Consider the following 18,234-nt stretch of genomic DNA (forward strand, 5'->3'; position numbering starts at 1 on the left):
TTGGTGTGAGGAACATGGTTTTGTGCTAGTTACTAACAACCGCACATCCATGCCACCCCATTTAACGGCTCATTTAAGTGCCGATCGTCATGTACCAGGAATTTTTATCCTCAATCCGAAAATGAGCGTAGGCGAGACTATTGATGAGTTAATTTTGATTGCCTTAGTATCCTCAGATGATGAATATCAAGATTATATTACTCATTTACCGATTCGTCGATAGTAAATTGTGTATTAATACTTTACTGTTATAAACAAAATCCTGTAGGGGCGATTCGCCTTGGCGCCATTCCGCAGGAAATCGCCCCTACAGTGTGAAAACTGCTATCAAAGCGCTTGCTTTCCTGAAAGTGGTAGAGAGCGATCGCTTTTTCCATACCTATCTGAGTAAAACATTGTTAAAAAAAATAATTGACTAAATCTGGATTTTTGAGATATAATCGTATCAATTTAGACAACAAAGCTGATGAAAAACCGAATCATTATCGACCCCAAAATCCATCCCGGTAAACCAATAATCAAAGGAACCAGAATACCAATTACCCGAATTATTGGAGGACTCGCAGGAGGTATGACAGTAGAAGAACTATGCACCGAATATGAAATCAGCACCGAAGATGTTCTAGCTTGCCTCAGCTACGCTACCAACTTAATTGAAGAACAAGAATTTTATCCATTGCCAGTCAGAGGGTAGCCGTGCGATTTTTAATAGACGAAGATTTACCCCGTTCTACAGCTAAGATACTGCAAAAGTACAAACATGAAGGTATCGATGCACGGGACATTGGTTTGAGAGGTGCAGAAGATTCACAAATTGCAGCAATAGCAAAAGAACGTGGGTTGTGCCTGCTAACAGGTGATTTTGACTTTGCCGATATTCGCAACTATCCTCCCAAAGAATATCGAGGAATTGTAATTTTTTACATACCAAGCAATGTTACTGTTGCTTACATTCTCAGTTTGATAGAAAGTTTTTTGCAACAAGAGCAAATTCTCGAACAGTTACCAGGGAAATTGGCAATTGTTGAAGCAGACAGAGTACGCATCCGCAATGGCTAACAATGGGATGGCGATCGCTATCCTGAAACTGGTAGAGAGCGATCGCCCCAAACCACCTTGACAAAATTAACGCCATCGCGCTACTCTGAAAAATAACCACTAGAAAACCAATCAAAAAATGACCAAACTATTAGAAGAGGCGATCGCTGCCCTAGCCCAACTTCCTGAATCAGAACAGGATGGTATTGCCAGTCTAATCCTAGAAAAGATTGCCTCGGAAAAATCTCATACAGAACCTGTGGCAAAACCCTTCTGGCAGAAAATCCAAGAAATAGGCGCTCAAGTACCTCGGGAGGAATGGGAAAAACTGCCAACAGATTTTGCTCGCAACTTTGAAAGCTATATGTATGGATTGCCAACAGAAGAGTGAAACGGATATTTTTAGATACTTCTTATTTTCAAGCTCTCGCAGACGAGCGCGACGATTTACACGATAAAGCTCTCGCAGTTTCCGAAAGTAATGGTGTCTATCTTGGCGTAACTACCGAAATGGTACTAACTGAGTTACTCAATGCTTTCTCTAACCGAGGAGAATACCTACGACAGGTTGCAATAGACATCGTTGAAGCTTTGCGTGCTGATCCAAACATAGAAATTATTCCCCAAACTGCCGAACAGTTCGAGAAGGCAATGAAATTTTACCAACAACGACTGGACAAAGGTTATAGTCTTACAGACTGCGCTTCTATGATAGTTATGAAAGAACAGAACTTATGGGAAATAATGACTTACGATCGCCATTTTACTCAAGAAGGGTAATTAACTGTTAAACTTAAACCGTAGAAAATAGTTGTAAAATCAATAAAAGTGTTCTAAGATAATAGAATTAACTTTTGTTACCACATGGGTCGAGTGGGAGTTGAGAGTCCAATGAGAGTTGTTGACAGACATATTATTAGACAAGCACACCAGTATTGGCAGTTGTGCGATGATTTGGCTTTTAAGTCAAAAAACTTGTACAATTTGGCCAACTATTACTGTCGTCAGCATTTTTTCTGTACTGGTAAAAGTCTGTGTCTAACTAAACTGTATCATGTGACTAAAGATAGTGATGCTTACAGAACACTACCAACTAAAGTATCAAAACAAATAATCAAATGCTTGATTGCAACTTGGCGTGGTTATTTTCAAGCTATAAAAGAATGGTCAAAACATCCCTGTAAGTTTTTGGGTAAGCCCAAAATACCCAAATATAAGGATAAAACCAAAGGTAGAAATGTAGTTATCTATTCAAAGGAATCAGTCTATAAAGCTCCTTTGAAAAATGGTATTTGTCACTTATCAATGAGTGAGATCAAAATACCTGTAGTTGTGGAAACTATAGTTGAAGTTAGGATAGTACCTGCCACTGGTTGCTATATAATTGAGGTAGTATATGAAAAAACATCCCAACCACGGATGGAGTCCACATATGTAGCAGGAATAGATTTAGGAATTGACCGATTAGTTGCTCTATCTACAAATAAGCCTGGTGTCAAACCACTGCTGATTAACGGGAAGCCACTAAAAAGTGTCAATCAACTGTATAATAAGCGTAAAGCGAAGTACCAAAGTCATCTCAAAGGCAACAGAAAAACCAGTCGTAAGATAGAAGCATTAAGTTATCATAGAAATCGTTTTGTGGAGAATTATCTGCATAACACCAGCAAGTTAGTGGTTAATTATTTAGTCACTAACAGAATTGGTACTGTAGTTATAGGCAAAAATGATAACTGGAAACAAGGTGCAAACATCGGTAAAAAAAACAATCAAAACTTTACCCAAATACCGCACTCTAAGCTAATTCAACAGATAACTTATAAGTGTCAACTGGTTGGCATCAAAGTTATTGAAACTGAAAGATTGTTACACCAGTAAAACTTCTGCACTTGACCTAGAATTGCCCAGACGCCATGAGAATTATGGGGGAAAACGAGTCAAACGCGGTTTGTTTAGAAGTGGAACGGGTTTTGTAATTAATGCCGATATCAATGGCTCTCTTCAAATTTAAGACAAGAAATTCCCAGAGGCATTTACTGCCGAGGGAATAGTGAGCTGTGCCGTACAGCCAATATTGGTTAATCCAATATCAAGAATTTAGCTGCAACGATTTTCTACAGTTTTATTCGTACGGTTTAATGCCTTGCTGAGAGAAAATTAGCTGGCAACTGATACCCCAAGACTCCTAGATGAAGAAGGGGCGATCGCTCTTTCGAGGATAAAAAAGGAAATTTCGGATTTTCTTGCCTCCTACTTCAGCAGAAGGAACTGATAACTAATAACTGATAACTGATAACTGAAATGACTGTTCTATCTCCTAAATTAAAACAAAAATTAGCTACTCCACTAAAAATTGGCAACTTTGAAGTAAAAAGTCGCGTGCTTCAATCACCATTATCAGGAGTAACAGACTTAGTATTTCGTCGCCTAGTACGTCGTCATGCTCCAGAATCAATGATGTACACTGAAATGGTAAATGCTACGGGGTTACATTATGTGAAAGAATTACCTCAAATCATGGAGGTTGATAATAATGAGCGACCAATAAGTATTCAATTATTTGATTGTCGCCCAGATTTTTTGGCAGAAGCAGCAGAAATGGCTGTAAAAGAAGGAGCTGATACTGTTGATATTAATATGGGTTGTCCTGTTAATAAAATCACAAAAAATGGCGGGGGTTCTTCTTTATTAAGACAGCCAGAATTAGCTGGAGAAATTGTTAGTAAAGTTGTTAAAGCTGTTCCTGTTCCTGTTACTGTAAAAACAAGAATTGGTTGGAGTAATCAAGAAATTAATATTCTAGAATTTGCAAAAAGAATGGAAGATGCTGGTGCTGAAATGTTAACTTTACATGGCCGGACTCGTGCCCAAGGATATAATGGCCCTGCAAGATGGGAATGGATTACTAAAGTTAAGGAAATTCTTTCTATTCCAGTTATTGCAAATGGGGATATTTTTTCTGTGGATGCTGCCATACGTTGTTTGGAGGAAACTGGAGCGGATGGGGTAATGTGTTCCCGTGGTACTTTGGGTTATCCTTTTTTGGTAGGAGAAATTGATTATTTTTTGAAAAATGGTGTTGAAAAAGTAGCGCCGACTCCAGTGGAAAAGCTGGAATGTGCTAAAGAGCATTTACAAGCATTATGGGAGTATAAAGGTGATCGGGGAATTCGTCAAGCTCGTAAGCATTTGACTTGGTATTCTAAGGGTTTTCCGGGAGCAGGTGAGTTGCGGGGTAAGTTGGCAAAGGTGGAAACTGTGGCACAAGGTTGTGATTTGATTGATAAGGTAATTGAAAATCTATAGGAGTAGGGTTCAACAATTAATAATTAACAATTAACAATTAATAATTAATAATGACCTCTTATTATCAAGAAAAAGCTACAAAACTGATAATTTTTTACCGAAAAAAAAGGGGATGTGCCTCCCCTTTTAAGGGGATAAAAAAAGAGAATATTCCTGATGTCAAGCCTCTAGGTTCAGCCAGAGGTATTGATAACTGATAACTGAAATGACCTACTTCCTGCAAATATTAAATTAATTCTGTCTAGATACCTTAATAAAGACATTATAAAATCTTGGCTATAAATAGTTGGGAAGTGTCAAACTATCCTCATTCCAGTAGGTTGAGAATTTCTCAAGGTAGTTTTACAGCAATGCATGAGGATAGTGAGGTACAGTTTAATACTAATCTCTCTTCCCTATTCCCTATTTCCTATAAAGACATTATAAAATCTTGGCTATAAATACATAGGGAGTGTCAAACTATCCTCATTAAAAACAATAAAAAATTTTTATTCCAGTAGGTTGAGAATTTCTCAAGGTAGTTTTACAGCAACGGATGAGGATAGTGAGGTACAGTTTAATACTAACAGGACTTACGCAGACGAACCCAGAAACCCGGTTTCTCGTAGATGTTTATTGTCAAAAACAATGATTTACCTTAGAAACCGGGTTTCTTTGCGTAAGTCCTGACTAATCTCTCTTCCCTATTCCCTATTCCCTATTCCCTATTCCCTATTCCCTAAATTATGGATAAATTAAAAGGACGAGATTTATTAAGTCTGGCAGATTTGAGTTCTGATGAATTGACAGAACTTTTACAGTTAGCAGCCGAACTAAAATCTGGCAAAATTAATCTTAAATGCAATAAAGTATTAGGACTTTTATTTTCTAAAGCATCAACAAGAACCAGGGTAAGTTTTACCGTGGCAATGTATCAATTGGGAGGTCAAGTTATTGATTTGAATCCTAATGTTACTCAAGTTAGTCGGGGAGAACCTTTAGTTGATACTGCTAGAGTTTTAGACCGATATTTAGATATTTTAGCAATTCGGACTTTTGAACAAAAAGACTTAGAAACTTTTGCCAATTATGCCAAAGTTCCTGTTATTAATGCCCTGACAGATAGGGAACATCCCTGTCAGATATTGGCTGATTTATTGACGGTTCAAGAATGTTTTGGCAAGCTGGATGGAATAACTTTAAGTTATTTTGGCGATGGTAATAATGTGGCAAATTCTTTACTGTTGGGTTGTGCAATGGTAGGAATGAATGTGAGAATAGCAACTCCAACAAATTATCATCCAAATATGGAAATTATGGAGCAAGCAAAGACTATTGCTAATGGCAAAAGTGAGGTTGTAGTTACTGAAGATCCCCAGGTAGCAGTTCAGGATGCTCAAGTGCTTTATACTGATGTTTGGGCAAGTATGGGACAAGAGCAGGAAGCTAATAATAGAATTCCCATTTTTCAACCTTATCAAGTTAATGAAAAGTTGTTAGAAAGTGCAGCAGATGATGCGATAGTTTTACATTGTTTACCAGCACATCGAGATGAAGAAATTACTGATGGAGTTATGGAAGGGGAGCGATCGCGAGTTTGGGATCAAGCAGAAAATAGAATGCATGCTCAAAAAGCTTTATTGGTAAGTCTTTTAGGTAGTGATTAAATAATTAATAATTAATAATTAATAATTAATAATTATTAATTAATAGTTAATAGTTAATAGTTAATAGTTAAGTAGTTATGCAAAATTAATTACCTAAAAATTCTGGTTTAAAGCCTCTCCTTTCAAGGAGAAAAAAGCGGTCGTTTTGCTACGCATAACTTTCCTATCGGAATGCTTAGGCAAACGTACTTCGGCTGTTGCCGACATGAAAAGCGGAGCTTGGAGTAGGATGGGATGGATGGGTTATCTAACCAGATCCAATCTCTCCTTGAGAACCAAAAAATTCTTTTTAACCAATCCTTCTATTACAGAAGAAGTAATAATTAATTAGGGTTTGCTGAAAAAGTCTTTTTGCTGTTTCTAGTAGTCAGTAGTCATTAGAAATCATAGATTGAGAGAATCTAATTGGAAAAATTATTTCTCAAAACTTCCCGTTTTATCTTCTTATCATCCTTGCTTTTTGCAGCTCACGAGAGCAAAAAACTGGCACTTTTTTCACACAGATAATGGCTCAAATCTTTAGTTGATCAGCTTGAGATATTTATTCAGCAAGCCCTAATTAATAATTATTAATTGTTAATTATTAATTGTTAATTATTAATTATTAATTATTAATTATTAATTATCTTTAAGATAGAAATAAGCAGCTTTGTCTTGATTGTTTAAATTGATAATTCTCTGAAATATTTGAGTTGCTTGTTCCTTTTGTTGAGAGTAGTAACTAATAACCCCTTGCTCAAATAATGTTTTAGTTTGTATTTTAAATTCGATAACTTCTGGCGGATCTGCATCAAAAAATTCAAATAAAGATACTGCATCTTTTTTGCCTTTAACTTGCACTTGACCAAGAAATCTGTAATTATATTTTCTATAATCATTAAGAGCAAAAAAGGTATGTTGACTAATAATTAAAGAAGCACCATAAACTTTGGTTAAATCTTGTAGACGAGAAGCTAAATTTACAGCATCACTAATTACAGTAGTATCCATTCTATTAATTCCACCAACTGTTCCTAACATTAAGGAACCTGTATTAATTCCAATCCCAATTTTAATAGGTGATTTATTATATCCTTTCCGAAGAAAGTTGTATTTATTTAGTTCTAAAAGCATCCCTAAAGCAGCTTGAACCGCATCGTCAGGACACCTACCAAATAGTGCCATAATCGCATCACCAATATATTTATCAATAAAACCATAATTATCAGTAATTAGAGGTTCCATACGAGAAAGATAAGAATTAATAAATTTAAAATTTTCTGTTAAAGTCATGCTTTCCGAAAGGGTGGTAAAAGAGCGAATATCAGAAAATAAAATTGACATCTCCTTTTGTACAGATTCACCCAAAGAAACTTCGACAATACTTTCATGTCCTAAAGAGCGGAGAAACTGCTTTGGCACAAAGCGACTGTATGATTGATTAAGTTTAGATAATTCAGTATTTTTAAGTTCTAGTTGTTTAGTAAATTGAATCCTTTCTGCTTCAGCTTTATTTCTTTCTGTAATGTCTTGAAAAGTGGCGATCGCATAAATTAATTTACCACTATCATCAAAGATTGGACTTGCTGATACTTCTACAGGAATTATCTTTTCCCCTTGACGAATTTCCATATTATCAACTCTAGCATTTTCCCCTTTTAAAGCTTGAAATATTGGCTGTTGTTCATAAGGATAAAACTCTTCTGTTCCTGCTAAATAAAGTTGATAAATTTCGGGAATTTGTTGTGGAGTAGTATCAGCTATTATCCCTTTGCAAAATATATTTTGTGCAGTTTGATTAGTGTAGAAAGGTTTACCATCAGCATCAACTACAAATACTCCTACTGGTAAAGTTTCTAAGAATTTTTCTAGTCTTTTTTCACTGTCATATAAATTTTGAGCTGCTTCTATTAAATGTTCCAGTTTCAGGGCATCTTTTAACCTTTGAACATAATTTATAGTTTTATTAACTGTAATTTCTAAATCTTCTAAATCAATGGGTTTAGTTAAGAAATCAAAAGCTCCTAAATTCATGGCTTTTCTGACAAGAGCTAAATCGCTAGAAGCAGAAATAACTACTGTTTTAAGTGTAGGATGATTAATATCAGAAAGAGTAGATAGTAAGGCAATACCATCCATTTCTGGCATACTAATATCAGTCAATATAATATCTATGTCTGGTTCAGCTTGTAACTTTTCTAGAGCTTTTAAACCATTAGAAGCAAAAATAAATTCTAGGTCTTTTTTCTTAATGTTTTTTCTGAACTTTTGGTTGATTATTGATTTAAAGGATGGTTCATCATCCACAACCAGTATTTTTGCTGGCATACCTTTAATTTTAGTTTGAAGATTGTATTACCCATATAGTCAAAAAACTAGCTGGGATAACTTTTAGTTTACCATTTTTTAGCTGCTGCAATTAATTTAGTTGCTTCGGAACTGTCAACAGGTTTGGAAAAGAAGTACCCTTGTCCATATTTACATTTTAGGTCTCTCAACAAAGCTAGTTGAGTGGCTGTTTCCACACCTTCAGCAATCACGTCTATTTCTAAATTACTAGCCATACTAATAATTGCTTTTGTAATCTCTAAATTTTCTGATTCAGCATCCATTGTCATTACAAAAGAACGGTCAATTTTCAGAGTATCAATAGGAAAGTTACGCAGGCGACTTAATGAAGAATAACCAGTACCAAAATCGTCAATATTTAACTGTACATTCATCGCTTTTAGTTCTGATAATATTCCCATCACAATTTGCTCATTTTCCATTATTGTAGTTTCAGTAATTTCTAACTTCAAACTATGAGGATCTAAACAGGTACGATCTAAAATTTGATCAATTTTTTCTACAAGTTTAGATTGAGAAAATTGTCTGCCAGAAAGATTAACACTAATTGTTAAAGACTGAAGAGAAAATTGTTGTTGCCAATTATAAGTTTGGTGACAAGCTTGTTGCAACGTCCACCAACCAATAGGGATAATTAATCCTGTTTCTTCTGCCATAGGAATAAACTCATTTGGAGAAATCATTCCTCGTTCTGGATGTTGCCATCTAAGTAATGCTTCAAAGCCACAAATTAAACCTGTTTCTAAAAGAATTATTGGTTGATAATATAACTCTAATTCATTCCTTTGTAAAGCTTGTCTCAGGTCTATTTCTAACTTAAGTTGTGCTAAATTATCAGCATACATTGATGTATTAAAAACTTCCTGACGAGCTTTTCCTAAAGTTTTAGCACGATACATAGCTGTATCTGCATCTCTGAGGATATCTGTAGGATTTTTATAATCTTTATTGTTTAACGCAATACCAATACTAGCGCTAGTATAAACTTTTTGATTATTAATATAAAATGGTAACTGTAGCAATTTTTGAATTCTTTGAGCTACATATTCAGCGTTTTCTTCAGATTTAACATATTCCAATAATATAGCAAATTCATCTCCTCCCATTCTGGCTACACTATCATCATGGTGCATATCTTTTTTAAGTCGATTAGCTACTTCTATAATTAGTCGATCTCCTGCTAAATGTCCTAGACTATCATTAACTATCTTAAACCGATCTAAATCTATAAAAATTACAGCAAACTGATTTTGAGAATGTCTCTGATATCTAGCAAAAGCATGAGATAGTCTATCCATAAATAAAAACCTATTTGGTAATTTAGTTAGGGAATCATGGAAGGCATCATAAAGTAGTTTTTCTTCTGCTATTTTTCTGTCTGTAATGTTATGACAGTTAACAACTATTCCTTCTATATAACTGTCCGAAGTTAAGTTGGTAAATACTGCTTCAAATATTTGCCATTTATTTTGCTCATTTTTGATTTTAAATTCTTTTATATACTGTTGTTCTGATGAATTTTTGACGACTTTTTGCAAAGTATGTTTGACTAACTGACGGTCATTTGCATGAATAATGTTAAAAATTGATATATTCAAATTATTTTCATCAAAATTATCTAAAAATCTCTGGGCAGATGGACTAGAATAAATAACATTGCCATCAGGATTTAAAATCATAATTATATCAATGGAATTTTCAATTAATGCTCTAAATCTTTTTTCACTTTCACGCAATGTTTGTTGTTTTAATAATTCTGCATGGGCTTGCTCTACTAACTTTTTTTGTTTTAGTGCTTCTCTGCTATGTTGTATAGCATTTAGTGTTTTATTCAGAGTAATTTCTAAATCATATAAATCTAATGGCTTAGTTAAAAAATCAAAAGCACCTAGATTCATAGCTTTTCTAATTGTTTTTAAATCGCCATAAGCAGAAATAATTACTGTTTTAATAGTCAACCATTCTATTTCTGATAGCTTTGTTAATAAAGTTAGCCCATCCATTTTGGGCATATTAATATCAGTAAATATTAGGTCTATATCTGGCTCATTTTCAATTATTTCTAGAGCTTCTACACCATTATGAGCAAAAACAAACTCGAGTTCTTCCTGTTTAATTCTTTTCCTGAATTTCTGAGAAATTAATAATTCTAAATCTGGTTCATCATCAACCACAAGGATCTTGGCTAACATAATCTTTATAATTAAATTAATATTTTTTACTATAAGAGTTAATTGATCGAGTAAATCTTAAGAGACTGAGTAGGTTGCAAAAGAGGTAATAATTAATAATTAATTATTAATTATTAATTATTACCTCTTCTTAAAAAAAAGAGAATTGGTTAAAAGGAATTTTTTTTTCCTTGAAAGGAGAGGCTTTTAACCTGATTTTTTCGGTAAAATTCAGCTTACTCAAGCCAATTATTCAAATATCATCTCTATTATAGTTTTAATTCAATTTATAAATCAACTCTAAATTAAACAATTTTTCTTTAAGTTGAGCAAAATCAATTGGTTTAACTAAATATTCACTTGCTCCAGATTCTTTAGCTAATTTATAGTTTTCATCATAGCCATGAGCAGTTAGGATAAATACATTTATATTAGGATCTTTTTCTTTAATTTTTTTCAGTAGTTCTAAACCATTCATTTCCGGTAAATTAATATCGCATATTACTAAATCTATGAATAGATTTTCCTGTGATTCGAGGTATGACAATGCTTCATTAGCTGACATCGCAAAAACAAATTCTATTTGCCCTTCTTTAAGTTGTTTTTTGAATTTTCTACTGAATAAATATTGGGTGTCTGGCTCATCATCTACAATCATTATTCTTTTCATTTTTTTTCCCTTGAGTATTAGTTTTTTATTTCATTTGATACAAATAATCATACTATATACTTCTTGGTCGGATTTTGTTGATTTTTTTCGCATTTATCTATGTCACAATACTATCATAAGTTAGTTAATATCTCCAAATCACTTTCCCCTCCTAGTAATACTATTTCACGGAAGTTAAAAGTCAAAATTTAAAAGTCATGCCTTGAAATTATGTAGGCTGAAAATTTTGATAATACAGTAGTTACAGTAGTTTCAATAAATTATTTCACTTATGTAGTTTGAAACTATTTGTGACATTTTTCAAGTAAATCGGCATAATATAAAATCCGGGTAATTAGTTATCATATCTCTGAGGAGTCAGTCCTTACTCCTCAGTCCTCAGGAGAAAGAAAGGATTTGAACTATACTATTGAATTTATTAAATTTGTCTTCAATAGAATATCTGTATTAAAAGCAGTCAGTCCTCAGTCCTCAGTCCTCAGGAGAAAGAAAGGATTTGAACTATACTATTGAATTTATTAAATTTGTCTTCAATAAAATATCTGTATTAAAAGCAGTCAGTCCTCAGTCCTCAGGAGAAAGAAAGGATTTGAATAGCATGAATTTATTAAATTCGTCTTCAATAAAATATCTGTATTAAAAGGAAGTAATTTGGCAATTACTATATAACCGGATTTTATATAAGTATAAAAAACAGATAAAAAATTTCTTAATACTATTAACCATAGGACTTAGGTAAAACCACTTGTTTCAAATATATTATATTTCACTAAATAGTAGATTAAGCCGATGTCATTTCAGTTAACAGTTATCAGTACCTTTGACTTATACCAGAGACTTGAAATACTGAATCTAGGATTTTTTTCATACCCTTAAAAGGGGGATACTTGAGACTTTTTTTTGGTTAAGCATGAAGAAAAAATTTACCGAATAATTAATAATTATTAATTATTAATTATTCAGCTTTATTAGCCTCCTTTTTTTTAGGGGAAAAAGCGGTCGTTTGGGGAGCAGTCCGTAGGATGGGATGGATGGGTTACCGGCGCCATATCCAATCGACCAAGAGAAATAAATTTTTTCCTTTTAGTCAATCCTCTCCCTTTTAGGGAGAGGTAATTATCCATTATCCATTAATGAACTATAGGTTTATTTTTTTGGGACAAAATAGTTTAATCTAAATATTAGACATCTCTGAAAAAGATATAGATTTTTTGCCAAAGCAGGGAACACTTAACTGGGAACACTTAACTGGGAACAGGGAATATATTTTCACGAAAAAGATACGAAAAATGATTTCGGAAGGTGACTTTTACAATTATAGTCGATATTAAATAAAGGGCAAGTTGATTTTCAGGAGAGGTTTATTCCATAGAAAATGTCAATTTATATCGTAGCATGATGTGGTATTCTTAAGCTGAAAACTATCTATGAAAAACAGTAAACTATAAAGAGATTACTTGTTAACTATAAATTTATGGAACTATGCAACTAATTGATTGGCTAATTGTTTTACTATACCTCATTTTAACTATGTGGATGGGGCTATATCTATCTCGCAAAGGCGCAAAAAGTTTGGCAGACTTTTTTGTTTCTGGGCGATCGCTTCCTTGGTGGTTAACGGGTACAAGTATGGCAGCTACAACCTTCTCTATAGATACCCCACTCTACATTACAGGAGTTGTGGCTAACCGAGGTATTGCTGGTAATTGGGAATGGTGGACTTTTGCTATTTCTCATGTAATTATGATTTATATTTTTGCTAGAATGTGGCGACGTTCGGAGGTTATTACTGATGCAGAATTAACTGAAATTCGTTACGGCGGAAATATGGCTGCTATTCTCCGAGGAGTTAAGGCTTTTATCTTTGCTATTCCCATGAATTGTATTGCTATTGGTTATGCTATGTTGGCTATGGTTAAAGTTGTTGAAGCTTTGGAAATTTGGCAAAGTTTAGGTATTGATGCTGGTGAAAATAATCTCAAATTATTCAGTGTTATTGGTGTCAGTATATTTGTTTTAATTTATGCTGGTTTATCTGGTTTATGGGGAGTAGTTGCTACGGATTTTTTCCAATTTTTTCTAGCACTTTTTGGGGCAATTATTGTGGCAATTTTTGCTGTTAATAGTGTGGGTGGAATCCAAGAATTAATAACTAAAATTCCTGAAGTTGTGCCAGATAAAGATATTTTATCTCTTTCACCTTTAACTATTGGTGGAGATGGCAATTCTTGGATTACTTTTAGCAAAACAGCGGGCATAACTGCTAGTACATTTTTTGCTTATATTGCTATTCAATGGTGGTCTTGGAGAAGGAGTGATGGAGGTGGAGAATTTGTACAAAGATTTGCTGCTGCTAAAAATGAAACAGAGGCGGAAAAAGCAGCTTGGTTATTTAATATAATGCACTATGTTATTAGAACCTGGCCTTGGATTTTAGTTGCTTTAGCTTCTATCGTTATTTACCCTAATTTAGAAGACAAAGAATTGGGTTATCCCAAGTTAATGATTGACTTTCTTTCCCCAGGAATTTTAGGTTTAGTTGTTGCCTCTTTAGTCGCAGCATTTATGAGTACCGTTTCTACTTCTATTAACTGGGGTGCTTCCTTTATTACTAACGATTTATATCGCAGATTTATTAAACCTGATGCAACTCAACCAGAATTAGTTTTGGTAGGGCGACTTTCTTCCTTATTAGTAACAGTTTTAGGAGGAACTGCTGCATTTTTTGCGACAGATGTGGCGACAGTATTTAGGTTAGTCATAGCGATCGGCACAGGTTCCGGTTTAGTATTAATATTACGTTGGTTTTGGTGGCGCGTGAATGCAGCAGCAGAATTAACCGCTATCGTTGCTAGCTTTTTTGTAGGGATGACAACCAGTTTAGTTCCTGCTTTCAAAATAGAAGATTTTGGTTTGCGGATTATGTTTATTACCGTCACCGTGACAGTTTTGTGGGTGGTAGCAATGTTCGTCGCACCCCAAGAGTCAGAGGAAACTTTAGAGGAATTTTATCGGCGATCGCTCCCCGGAGGGCCTGGTTGGGAACGGCAAAGGGAAAAGACTGGTTTAGCTCCGGCACAAAATTTGGGTAAAGATTTGCAGAGAGTTTTGGCATCAATATTATTGTTGTTTGGAGCGTTGTTGGCGACTGGTGGTTTCGTTTTGCTGCAGCCAAATATTGGTTGGATATTCCTGATTATTGGTGTTTGCAGTTGGATGTGGTTGCGACAACTTAATAAGTCGAAAATTTTACCGATGCCAAGGCCGGGATTGGATGATGATGATTTGTTGTAGTCTTTAGGAGTCAGGAGACAGGAGTCAGGAGTCAGAAGAAATTAGTAGACAGGAGAGCGTTAAGTTTATTAAGTGAGGTTTGGGGCGATCGCTCTCTACCAGTTTCAGGAAAGCGATCGCTTTTTTGATACAACTAGGAACCAAGACAGTCCCTTTCCAATCGTCGCAACCAAAACCCTGTAGGGATAAATGGCCATTCGTCCTCGTGGTCTCCCGAAATGAAAACTGCTGTAAATATTAGTCTTTAAGTTAAGTCAATCAAACAGGATTGACAAATAAGCAAAAATATTGTAATAAATGGAGCAAAAAAACTGTTATGGCAAAAGTAGTCGGAATTGACTTAGGTACAACAAACTCCTGTGTTGCTGTTATGGAAGGTGGTAAACCTACAGTCATCGGTAATGCAAAAGGTTTTCGTACAACCCATTCTGTAGTAGCTTATGGCAAAAAAGAAGAACAACTGGTGGGTCAAATTGCTAAACGTCAAGCGGTAATGAACCCCCAAAATACCTTCTATTCAGTAAAGCGGTTCATCGGACGTAGATTTGACGAAGTAGGCCACGAAACTACTGAAGTTTCCTATAAGGTTTTGAATGTCAACGGTAATGTTAAATTAGATTGCCCAGCATTAGGAAAACAATTTGCTCCCGAAGAAATTTCAGCTCAGGTGCTGCGCCAACTTATCAAGGATGCTAGTAAGTATCTTGGCGAACAAGTAACGCAAGCGGTAATTACCGTACCTGCTTACTTCAATGACTCCCAAAGACAAGCAACCAAAGATGCTGGTACAATTGCTGGTGTAGAAGTGCTGCAGATTATTAACGAACCAACCGCAGCCTCTTTAGCTTATGGATTAGATAAAAACAGTAACGAAACTATTTTAGTATTTGATCTTGGTGGTGGTACATTCGACGTTTCTATCCTAGAAGTAGGTGACGGTGTATTTGAAGTATTAGCGACTTCTGGCGATACTCACCTTGGTGGTGATGACTTTGATAAGAAAATTGTTGATTATCTGGCTACTGAGTTCAAGAAAGCAGAAGATATAGAACTTCGTACAGATAAACAAGCACTACAACGTTTAACAGAAGCAGCAGAAAAAGCCAAGATTGAACTTTCCAGCGTTACCCAAGCAGAAATTAACCTACCATTTATTACTGCTAACAAAGATGGGCCTAAACACTTGGAGCTAACCCTTACCAGAGCAGAGTTTGAAGGTCTATGTTTCGACCTCATCGATCGCTGTCGAATTGCTGTAGAAAATGCTATCCGGGATGCCACGTTAGGTGCAAAAGCTATTGACGAAGTAGTATTAGTTGGTGGTTCCACTCGAATTCCAGCAGTTCAAGAAATTGTCAAGGCAGTCTTAGGTGAAGAACCAAGCAAAAGTGTGAACCCTGATGAAGTGGTAGCTGTTGGTGCTGCTATCCAAGCTGGTGTATTAGCAGGTGAAGTTAAAGATATCCTCTTGTTAGACTTTACTCCTCTATCTTTGGGTGTGGAAACTCTGGGTGGAACAATGACTAAAACTATTCCCAGTAACACTGCTATAGAAACACGAGCCATGCGACGGGGAACCCATCGGGGAGCCTTGAACAAAGCCCGCGAGTGCTTGTTGCGAGTCTTAGAGTTCAGGTTCCAGAAACTTCCAAAATTGATGGTCTATGCTATTAATAAGATTGACAATGTAGCATTTTTGGATCGGCTTCACATTCAAGCTCTTGTGATTCTTTCCCTTGATGAATTTGAGCAGTTGTTAATTTCGGAGTAAAACTCAAAGGCGAGTTATGGTGGAGGTAACGACTGTAGCCTCCACTTCGGCTGAAGTACTAGAGCTAAAAACCTCAATTTTTATTAAACCGATTTCTATGTTTCCATTAATTCCACTTCGGGTGAAGCACTAGAGAATGGTGGTTAGCCTTTTTCTCTATTATAGGAGTTGTGTTTCCATTAATCCCGCTTCAGCGTATACCTAATAACAGTAGAAAGCCCTGTATCAATAACTACCCAATACACTTTCTATCCACCCCCTTTCCTCCTTAGACAAAACAGGTGGCGGCGGTACTTCCTGATAATTTATAGATAAATCATAGGCAGCTTCATCATAAATCTCATTCAATGCAGCAGACAAATTGAGAACAACATCTGGATCGGGCGATCGCAACGGAATCGGAATAGTAGGCAATAAATCCGGCAACTTTAAAGGCCAAACATCCATAACATTAGCATGGGAACGAGTCAAAGCAACAGCATAAGCAACCTCTGGCATTTGAGGATGAGCAAAGGGGCGAGTACCTCGACGCAAAAAATCTATTTCTACTAGATGAACCCCCGCTTCATAAAGTCCTCTTCGTTTCTGACTATATTTTTTGAGACCAGGTTCGCGCTTGTTGACTGGGGAAAGCACTTCAATGGAAGTTACCAAAATATTTTGAGCAGTATCTCGAATCTGCACATTACTCAAGCGAACCGGAACAGGTTGAAAAATAGGTAGGGATAGAGGTGGAGTCAGTGCAGTCGCTGTACCCGGAGTAATATTTGTTGTTTTAGGTTGTCGCAGTTGCATAACTTCCACATCTGGATAAAGGATGCCAACTTCGCTTTCTGGAAAATTATCCTCAACAACATAGACTTCAAGTCGTGCAGCATAGCGGGGGCGAAGTTGGGGAGTCAGTTGCTGTCGAATTTTGTTAGCCAGAGCATTGTGGACATCAGGCCAGAGATAACCTTCTAGATAGGGGTCCATTCCTGGAAATGGTGATGGCATTTTGATAATGGATAATTGATAATTGATAATTGATAATTAATCATTTATAATTCATATTACAGTAGTTTCGGAGGCGCCTGAGGTACAAAGCTTTACTATTAATTTTGGTAACACAACCTTCCAGGTTGTTACAGCCTTGAAGGCTGTGTTACACTGTACCTTACCATCCTCATGCATTGCTGTAAATAAGTTCACACAGACAATTTAGGAATTATTAATCATGGATATAGAAAAAGAAGCGATCGCTCAACCAAAAAAACCTCAAAAATTTCGGACAAGATTATTCCCGGGAAAGACATTACCTCCTGAAGAAATAGCCAGACGCAAAGCTATCAAAGCTGAATTTCGCGCCCGTTCCCGACCAGTCTTTGAAAAACTTCGCCCTCAATTAATAGACAAATATTACAACTATTTTATAGCAGTCGATCCAGAAACAGAAGAATATATGATCGACTCATCGTTAGAAAACTTAATTCAAACAGTCCGCAGCCATTACCCAGATGGTAAAGTCCAACTTACTATTTATAGACTGAATGAAACAGGAGCTTGTGGCAGAATACCATGTTAGGTAAATTTGGAAATAACGGCGAATTATTTTTTGAAATAGAATTAGTTACTGTAACTGGAGAGAAATTTTTGGTAGAGACTCTGTTAGATACTGGTTTTACCACAGGATGGTTAGCCATTAATTCTCAAGATTTAGAAGCCTTGCAGTGGCCTTTAGTTGCACCTGACATAGAAATGAAAACTGCCAAAGGGAATGAGACATTTGATATCCATCAAGGTTTGATAATTATTGATGGAGAACAAATGACAATACCAGTTCACGTTGGTCAGGAAGTCCCTGAATTTTTAATTGGTTCTCAATGGTTAGAAATAATGGAACTTACTGTCAATAAACCAGAACAAATTTTAAAGCTATCAAAAATTGTACAAATGAAAAATTTATCAAGATAAAAGTTCTCGGAGCAAAGTTGTATAGCGCTACGCGAAGCGTGAATAGGGAATAGGGAA

15 protein-coding genes and 2 pseudogenes are annotated in these 18,234 nt (G+C 35.6%); 13 read left to right on the forward strand and 4 right to left on the reverse strand.

Features of this window, described 5'->3' with window-relative positions; genetic code table 11:
- The 9 genes and pseudogenes from F6K40_RS09995 to argF form a co-directional block, all read left to right on the forward strand.
- Positions 1–223, forward strand: a pseudogene (locus tag F6K40_RS09995) (DUF5615 family PIN-like protein); the annotation flags it as partial.
- A gap of 243 nt (positions 224–466) precedes the next feature.
- Positions 467–694, forward strand: a complete 228-nt coding sequence (locus tag F6K40_RS10000) for a DUF433 domain-containing protein (RefSeq protein ID WP_293134900.1) — start codon at positions 467–469, stop codon at positions 692–694.
- A 2-nt stretch (positions 695–696) separates the two neighbouring features.
- On the forward strand, positions 697–1,059 hold the full coding sequence (locus F6K40_RS10005; protein WP_293134903.1) for a DUF5615 family PIN-like protein: 363 nt from the start codon (positions 697–699) through the stop codon (positions 1,057–1,059).
- 118 nt (positions 1,060–1,177) lie between these two features.
- The gene (locus tag F6K40_RS10010) at positions 1,178–1,429 is read left to right on the forward strand and encodes a hypothetical protein (protein WP_293134906.1); all 252 of its coding nucleotides are present in this window, start codon (positions 1,178–1,180) and stop codon (positions 1,427–1,429) included.
- Positions 1,426–1,818 (forward strand): type II toxin-antitoxin system VapC family toxin, encoded by a 393-nt coding sequence (locus F6K40_RS10015; protein WP_293134909.1) that lies wholly within the window; start codon positions 1,426–1,428, stop codon positions 1,816–1,818. The genes F6K40_RS10010 and F6K40_RS10015 overlap by 4 nt, the downstream gene beginning before the upstream one ends.
- 111 nt (positions 1,819–1,929) lie before the next feature.
- Positions 1,930–2,916, forward strand: a complete 987-nt coding sequence (locus F6K40_RS10020) for an RNA-guided endonuclease InsQ/TnpB family protein (protein ID WP_293134912.1) — start codon at positions 1,930–1,932, stop codon at positions 2,914–2,916.
- The gene (locus F6K40_RS10025; protein WP_293134915.1) at positions 2,888–3,049 is read left to right on the forward strand and encodes a hypothetical protein; all 162 of its coding nucleotides are present in this window, start codon (positions 2,888–2,890) and stop codon (positions 3,047–3,049) included. The genes F6K40_RS10020 and F6K40_RS10025 overlap by 29 nt, the downstream gene beginning before the upstream one ends.
- Before the next feature lie 290 nt (positions 3,050–3,339).
- Positions 3,340–4,344, forward strand: coding sequence for a tRNA dihydrouridine synthase DusB (dusB, locus tag F6K40_RS10030; protein WP_293134918.1), 1,005 nt, complete (start codon positions 3,340–3,342; stop codon positions 4,342–4,344).
- 725 nt (positions 4,345–5,069) lie between these two features.
- A complete protein-coding gene (gene argF / locus F6K40_RS10035; protein WP_293134921.1) occupies positions 5,070–5,990 on the forward strand; it encodes an ornithine carbamoyltransferase in 921 nt (306 codons plus the stop codon).
- 618 nt (positions 5,991–6,608) lie between these two features.
- Here argF and F6K40_RS10040 read toward each other — a convergent pair.
- From F6K40_RS10040 to F6K40_RS10050, 3 genes are all read right to left on the reverse strand, one after another.
- A complete protein-coding gene (locus tag F6K40_RS10040) occupies positions 6,609–8,297 on the reverse strand; it encodes a response regulator (protein WP_293134924.1) in 1,689 nt (562 codons plus the stop codon).
- Between the two features lie 68 nt (positions 8,298–8,365).
- Positions 8,366–10,510, reverse strand: a complete 2,145-nt coding sequence (locus tag F6K40_RS10045) for an EAL domain-containing protein (RefSeq protein ID WP_293134927.1) — start codon at positions 10,508–10,510, stop codon at positions 8,366–8,368.
- A 256-nt stretch (positions 10,511–10,766) separates the two neighbouring features.
- Positions 10,767–11,159: a response regulator gene (locus F6K40_RS10050; RefSeq protein WP_293134930.1), complete on the reverse strand. Its 393-nt coding sequence runs from the start codon at positions 11,157–11,159 to the stop codon at positions 10,767–10,769.
- A gap of 1,482 nt (positions 11,160–12,641) precedes the next feature.
- Here F6K40_RS10050 and F6K40_RS10055 point away from each other — a divergent pair.
- Both F6K40_RS10055 and dnaK read left to right on the forward strand, forming a co-directional pair.
- Complete coding sequence (locus tag F6K40_RS10055; RefSeq protein ID WP_293134932.1) at positions 12,642–14,453, forward strand: sodium:solute symporter family protein; 1,812 nt, start codon at positions 12,642–12,644, stop codon at positions 14,451–14,453.
- 316 nt (positions 14,454–14,769) lie between these two features.
- Positions 14,770–16,014, forward strand: a pseudogene (dnaK, locus tag F6K40_RS10060) (molecular chaperone DnaK); the annotation flags it as partial.
- Positions 16,015–16,449: 435 nt separating this feature from the next.
- Here the strand turns inward: dnaK and F6K40_RS10065 are convergent.
- On the reverse strand, positions 16,450–17,220 hold the full coding sequence (locus F6K40_RS10065; RefSeq protein ID WP_293134934.1) for a DUF4058 family protein: 771 nt from the start codon (positions 17,218–17,220) through the stop codon (positions 16,450–16,452).
- Between the two features lie 220 nt (positions 17,221–17,440).
- Here F6K40_RS10065 and F6K40_RS10070 point away from each other — a divergent pair, with 220 nt between their 5' ends.
- Together F6K40_RS10070 and F6K40_RS10075 are read left to right on the forward strand one after the other, a co-directional pair.
- Entirely contained in the window at positions 17,441–17,788 is a 348-nt protein-coding gene (locus F6K40_RS10070) for a hypothetical protein (protein WP_293134937.1), read from the forward strand.
- Positions 17,782–18,177, forward strand: coding sequence for an aspartyl protease (locus F6K40_RS10075; protein WP_293134940.1), 396 nt, complete (start codon positions 17,782–17,784; stop codon positions 18,175–18,177). The genes F6K40_RS10070 and F6K40_RS10075 overlap by 7 nt, the downstream gene beginning before the upstream one ends.
- Positions 18,178–18,234 lie beyond the last annotated feature (57 nt).

Source organism: Okeania sp. SIO3I5 (genome assembly GCF_010672085.1).
GTDB lineage: Bacteria > Cyanobacteriota > Cyanobacteriia > Cyanobacteriales > Microcoleaceae > Trichodesmium.

Bases quoted from the DNA above. Each gene is read 5' to 3' on its own strand.
- F6K40_RS10000 (WP_293134900.1), top strand. From the start codon at position 467: ATGAAAAACCGAATCATTATCGACCCCAAAATCCATCCCGGTAAACCA.
- F6K40_RS10010 (WP_293134906.1), top strand. From the start codon at position 1,178: ATGACCAAACTATTAGAAGAGGCGATCGCTGCCCTAGCCCAACTTCCT.
- F6K40_RS10020 (WP_293134912.1), top strand. From the start codon at position 1,930: ATGAGAGTTGTTGACAGACATATTATTAGACAAGCACACCAGTATTGG.
- dusB (WP_293134918.1), top strand. From the start codon at position 3,340: ATGACTGTTCTATCTCCTAAATTAAAACAAAAATTAGCTACTCCACTA.
- argF (WP_293134921.1), top strand. From the start codon at position 5,070: ATGGATAAATTAAAAGGACGAGATTTATTAAGTCTGGCAGATTTGAGT.
- F6K40_RS10040 (WP_293134924.1), bottom strand. From the start codon at position 8,297: ATGCCAGCAAAAATACTGGTTGTGGATGATGAACCATCCTTTAAATCA.
- F6K40_RS10045 (WP_293134927.1), bottom strand. From the start codon at position 10,510: ATGTTAGCCAAGATCCTTGTGGTTGATGATGAACCAGATTTAGAATTA.
- F6K40_RS10050 (WP_293134930.1), bottom strand. From the start codon at position 11,159: ATGAAAAGAATAATGATTGTAGATGATGAGCCAGACACCCAATATTTA.
- F6K40_RS10055 (WP_293134932.1), top strand. From the start codon at position 12,642: ATGCAACTAATTGATTGGCTAATTGTTTTACTATACCTCATTTTAACT.
- F6K40_RS10065 (WP_293134934.1), bottom strand. From the start codon at position 17,220: ATGCCATCACCATTTCCAGGAATGGACCCCTATCTAGAAGGTTATCTC.
- F6K40_RS10070 (WP_293134937.1), top strand. From the start codon at position 17,441: ATGGATATAGAAAAAGAAGCGATCGCTCAACCAAAAAAACCTCAAAAA.
- F6K40_RS10075 (WP_293134940.1), top strand. From the start codon at position 17,782: ATGTTAGGTAAATTTGGAAATAACGGCGAATTATTTTTTGAAATAGAA.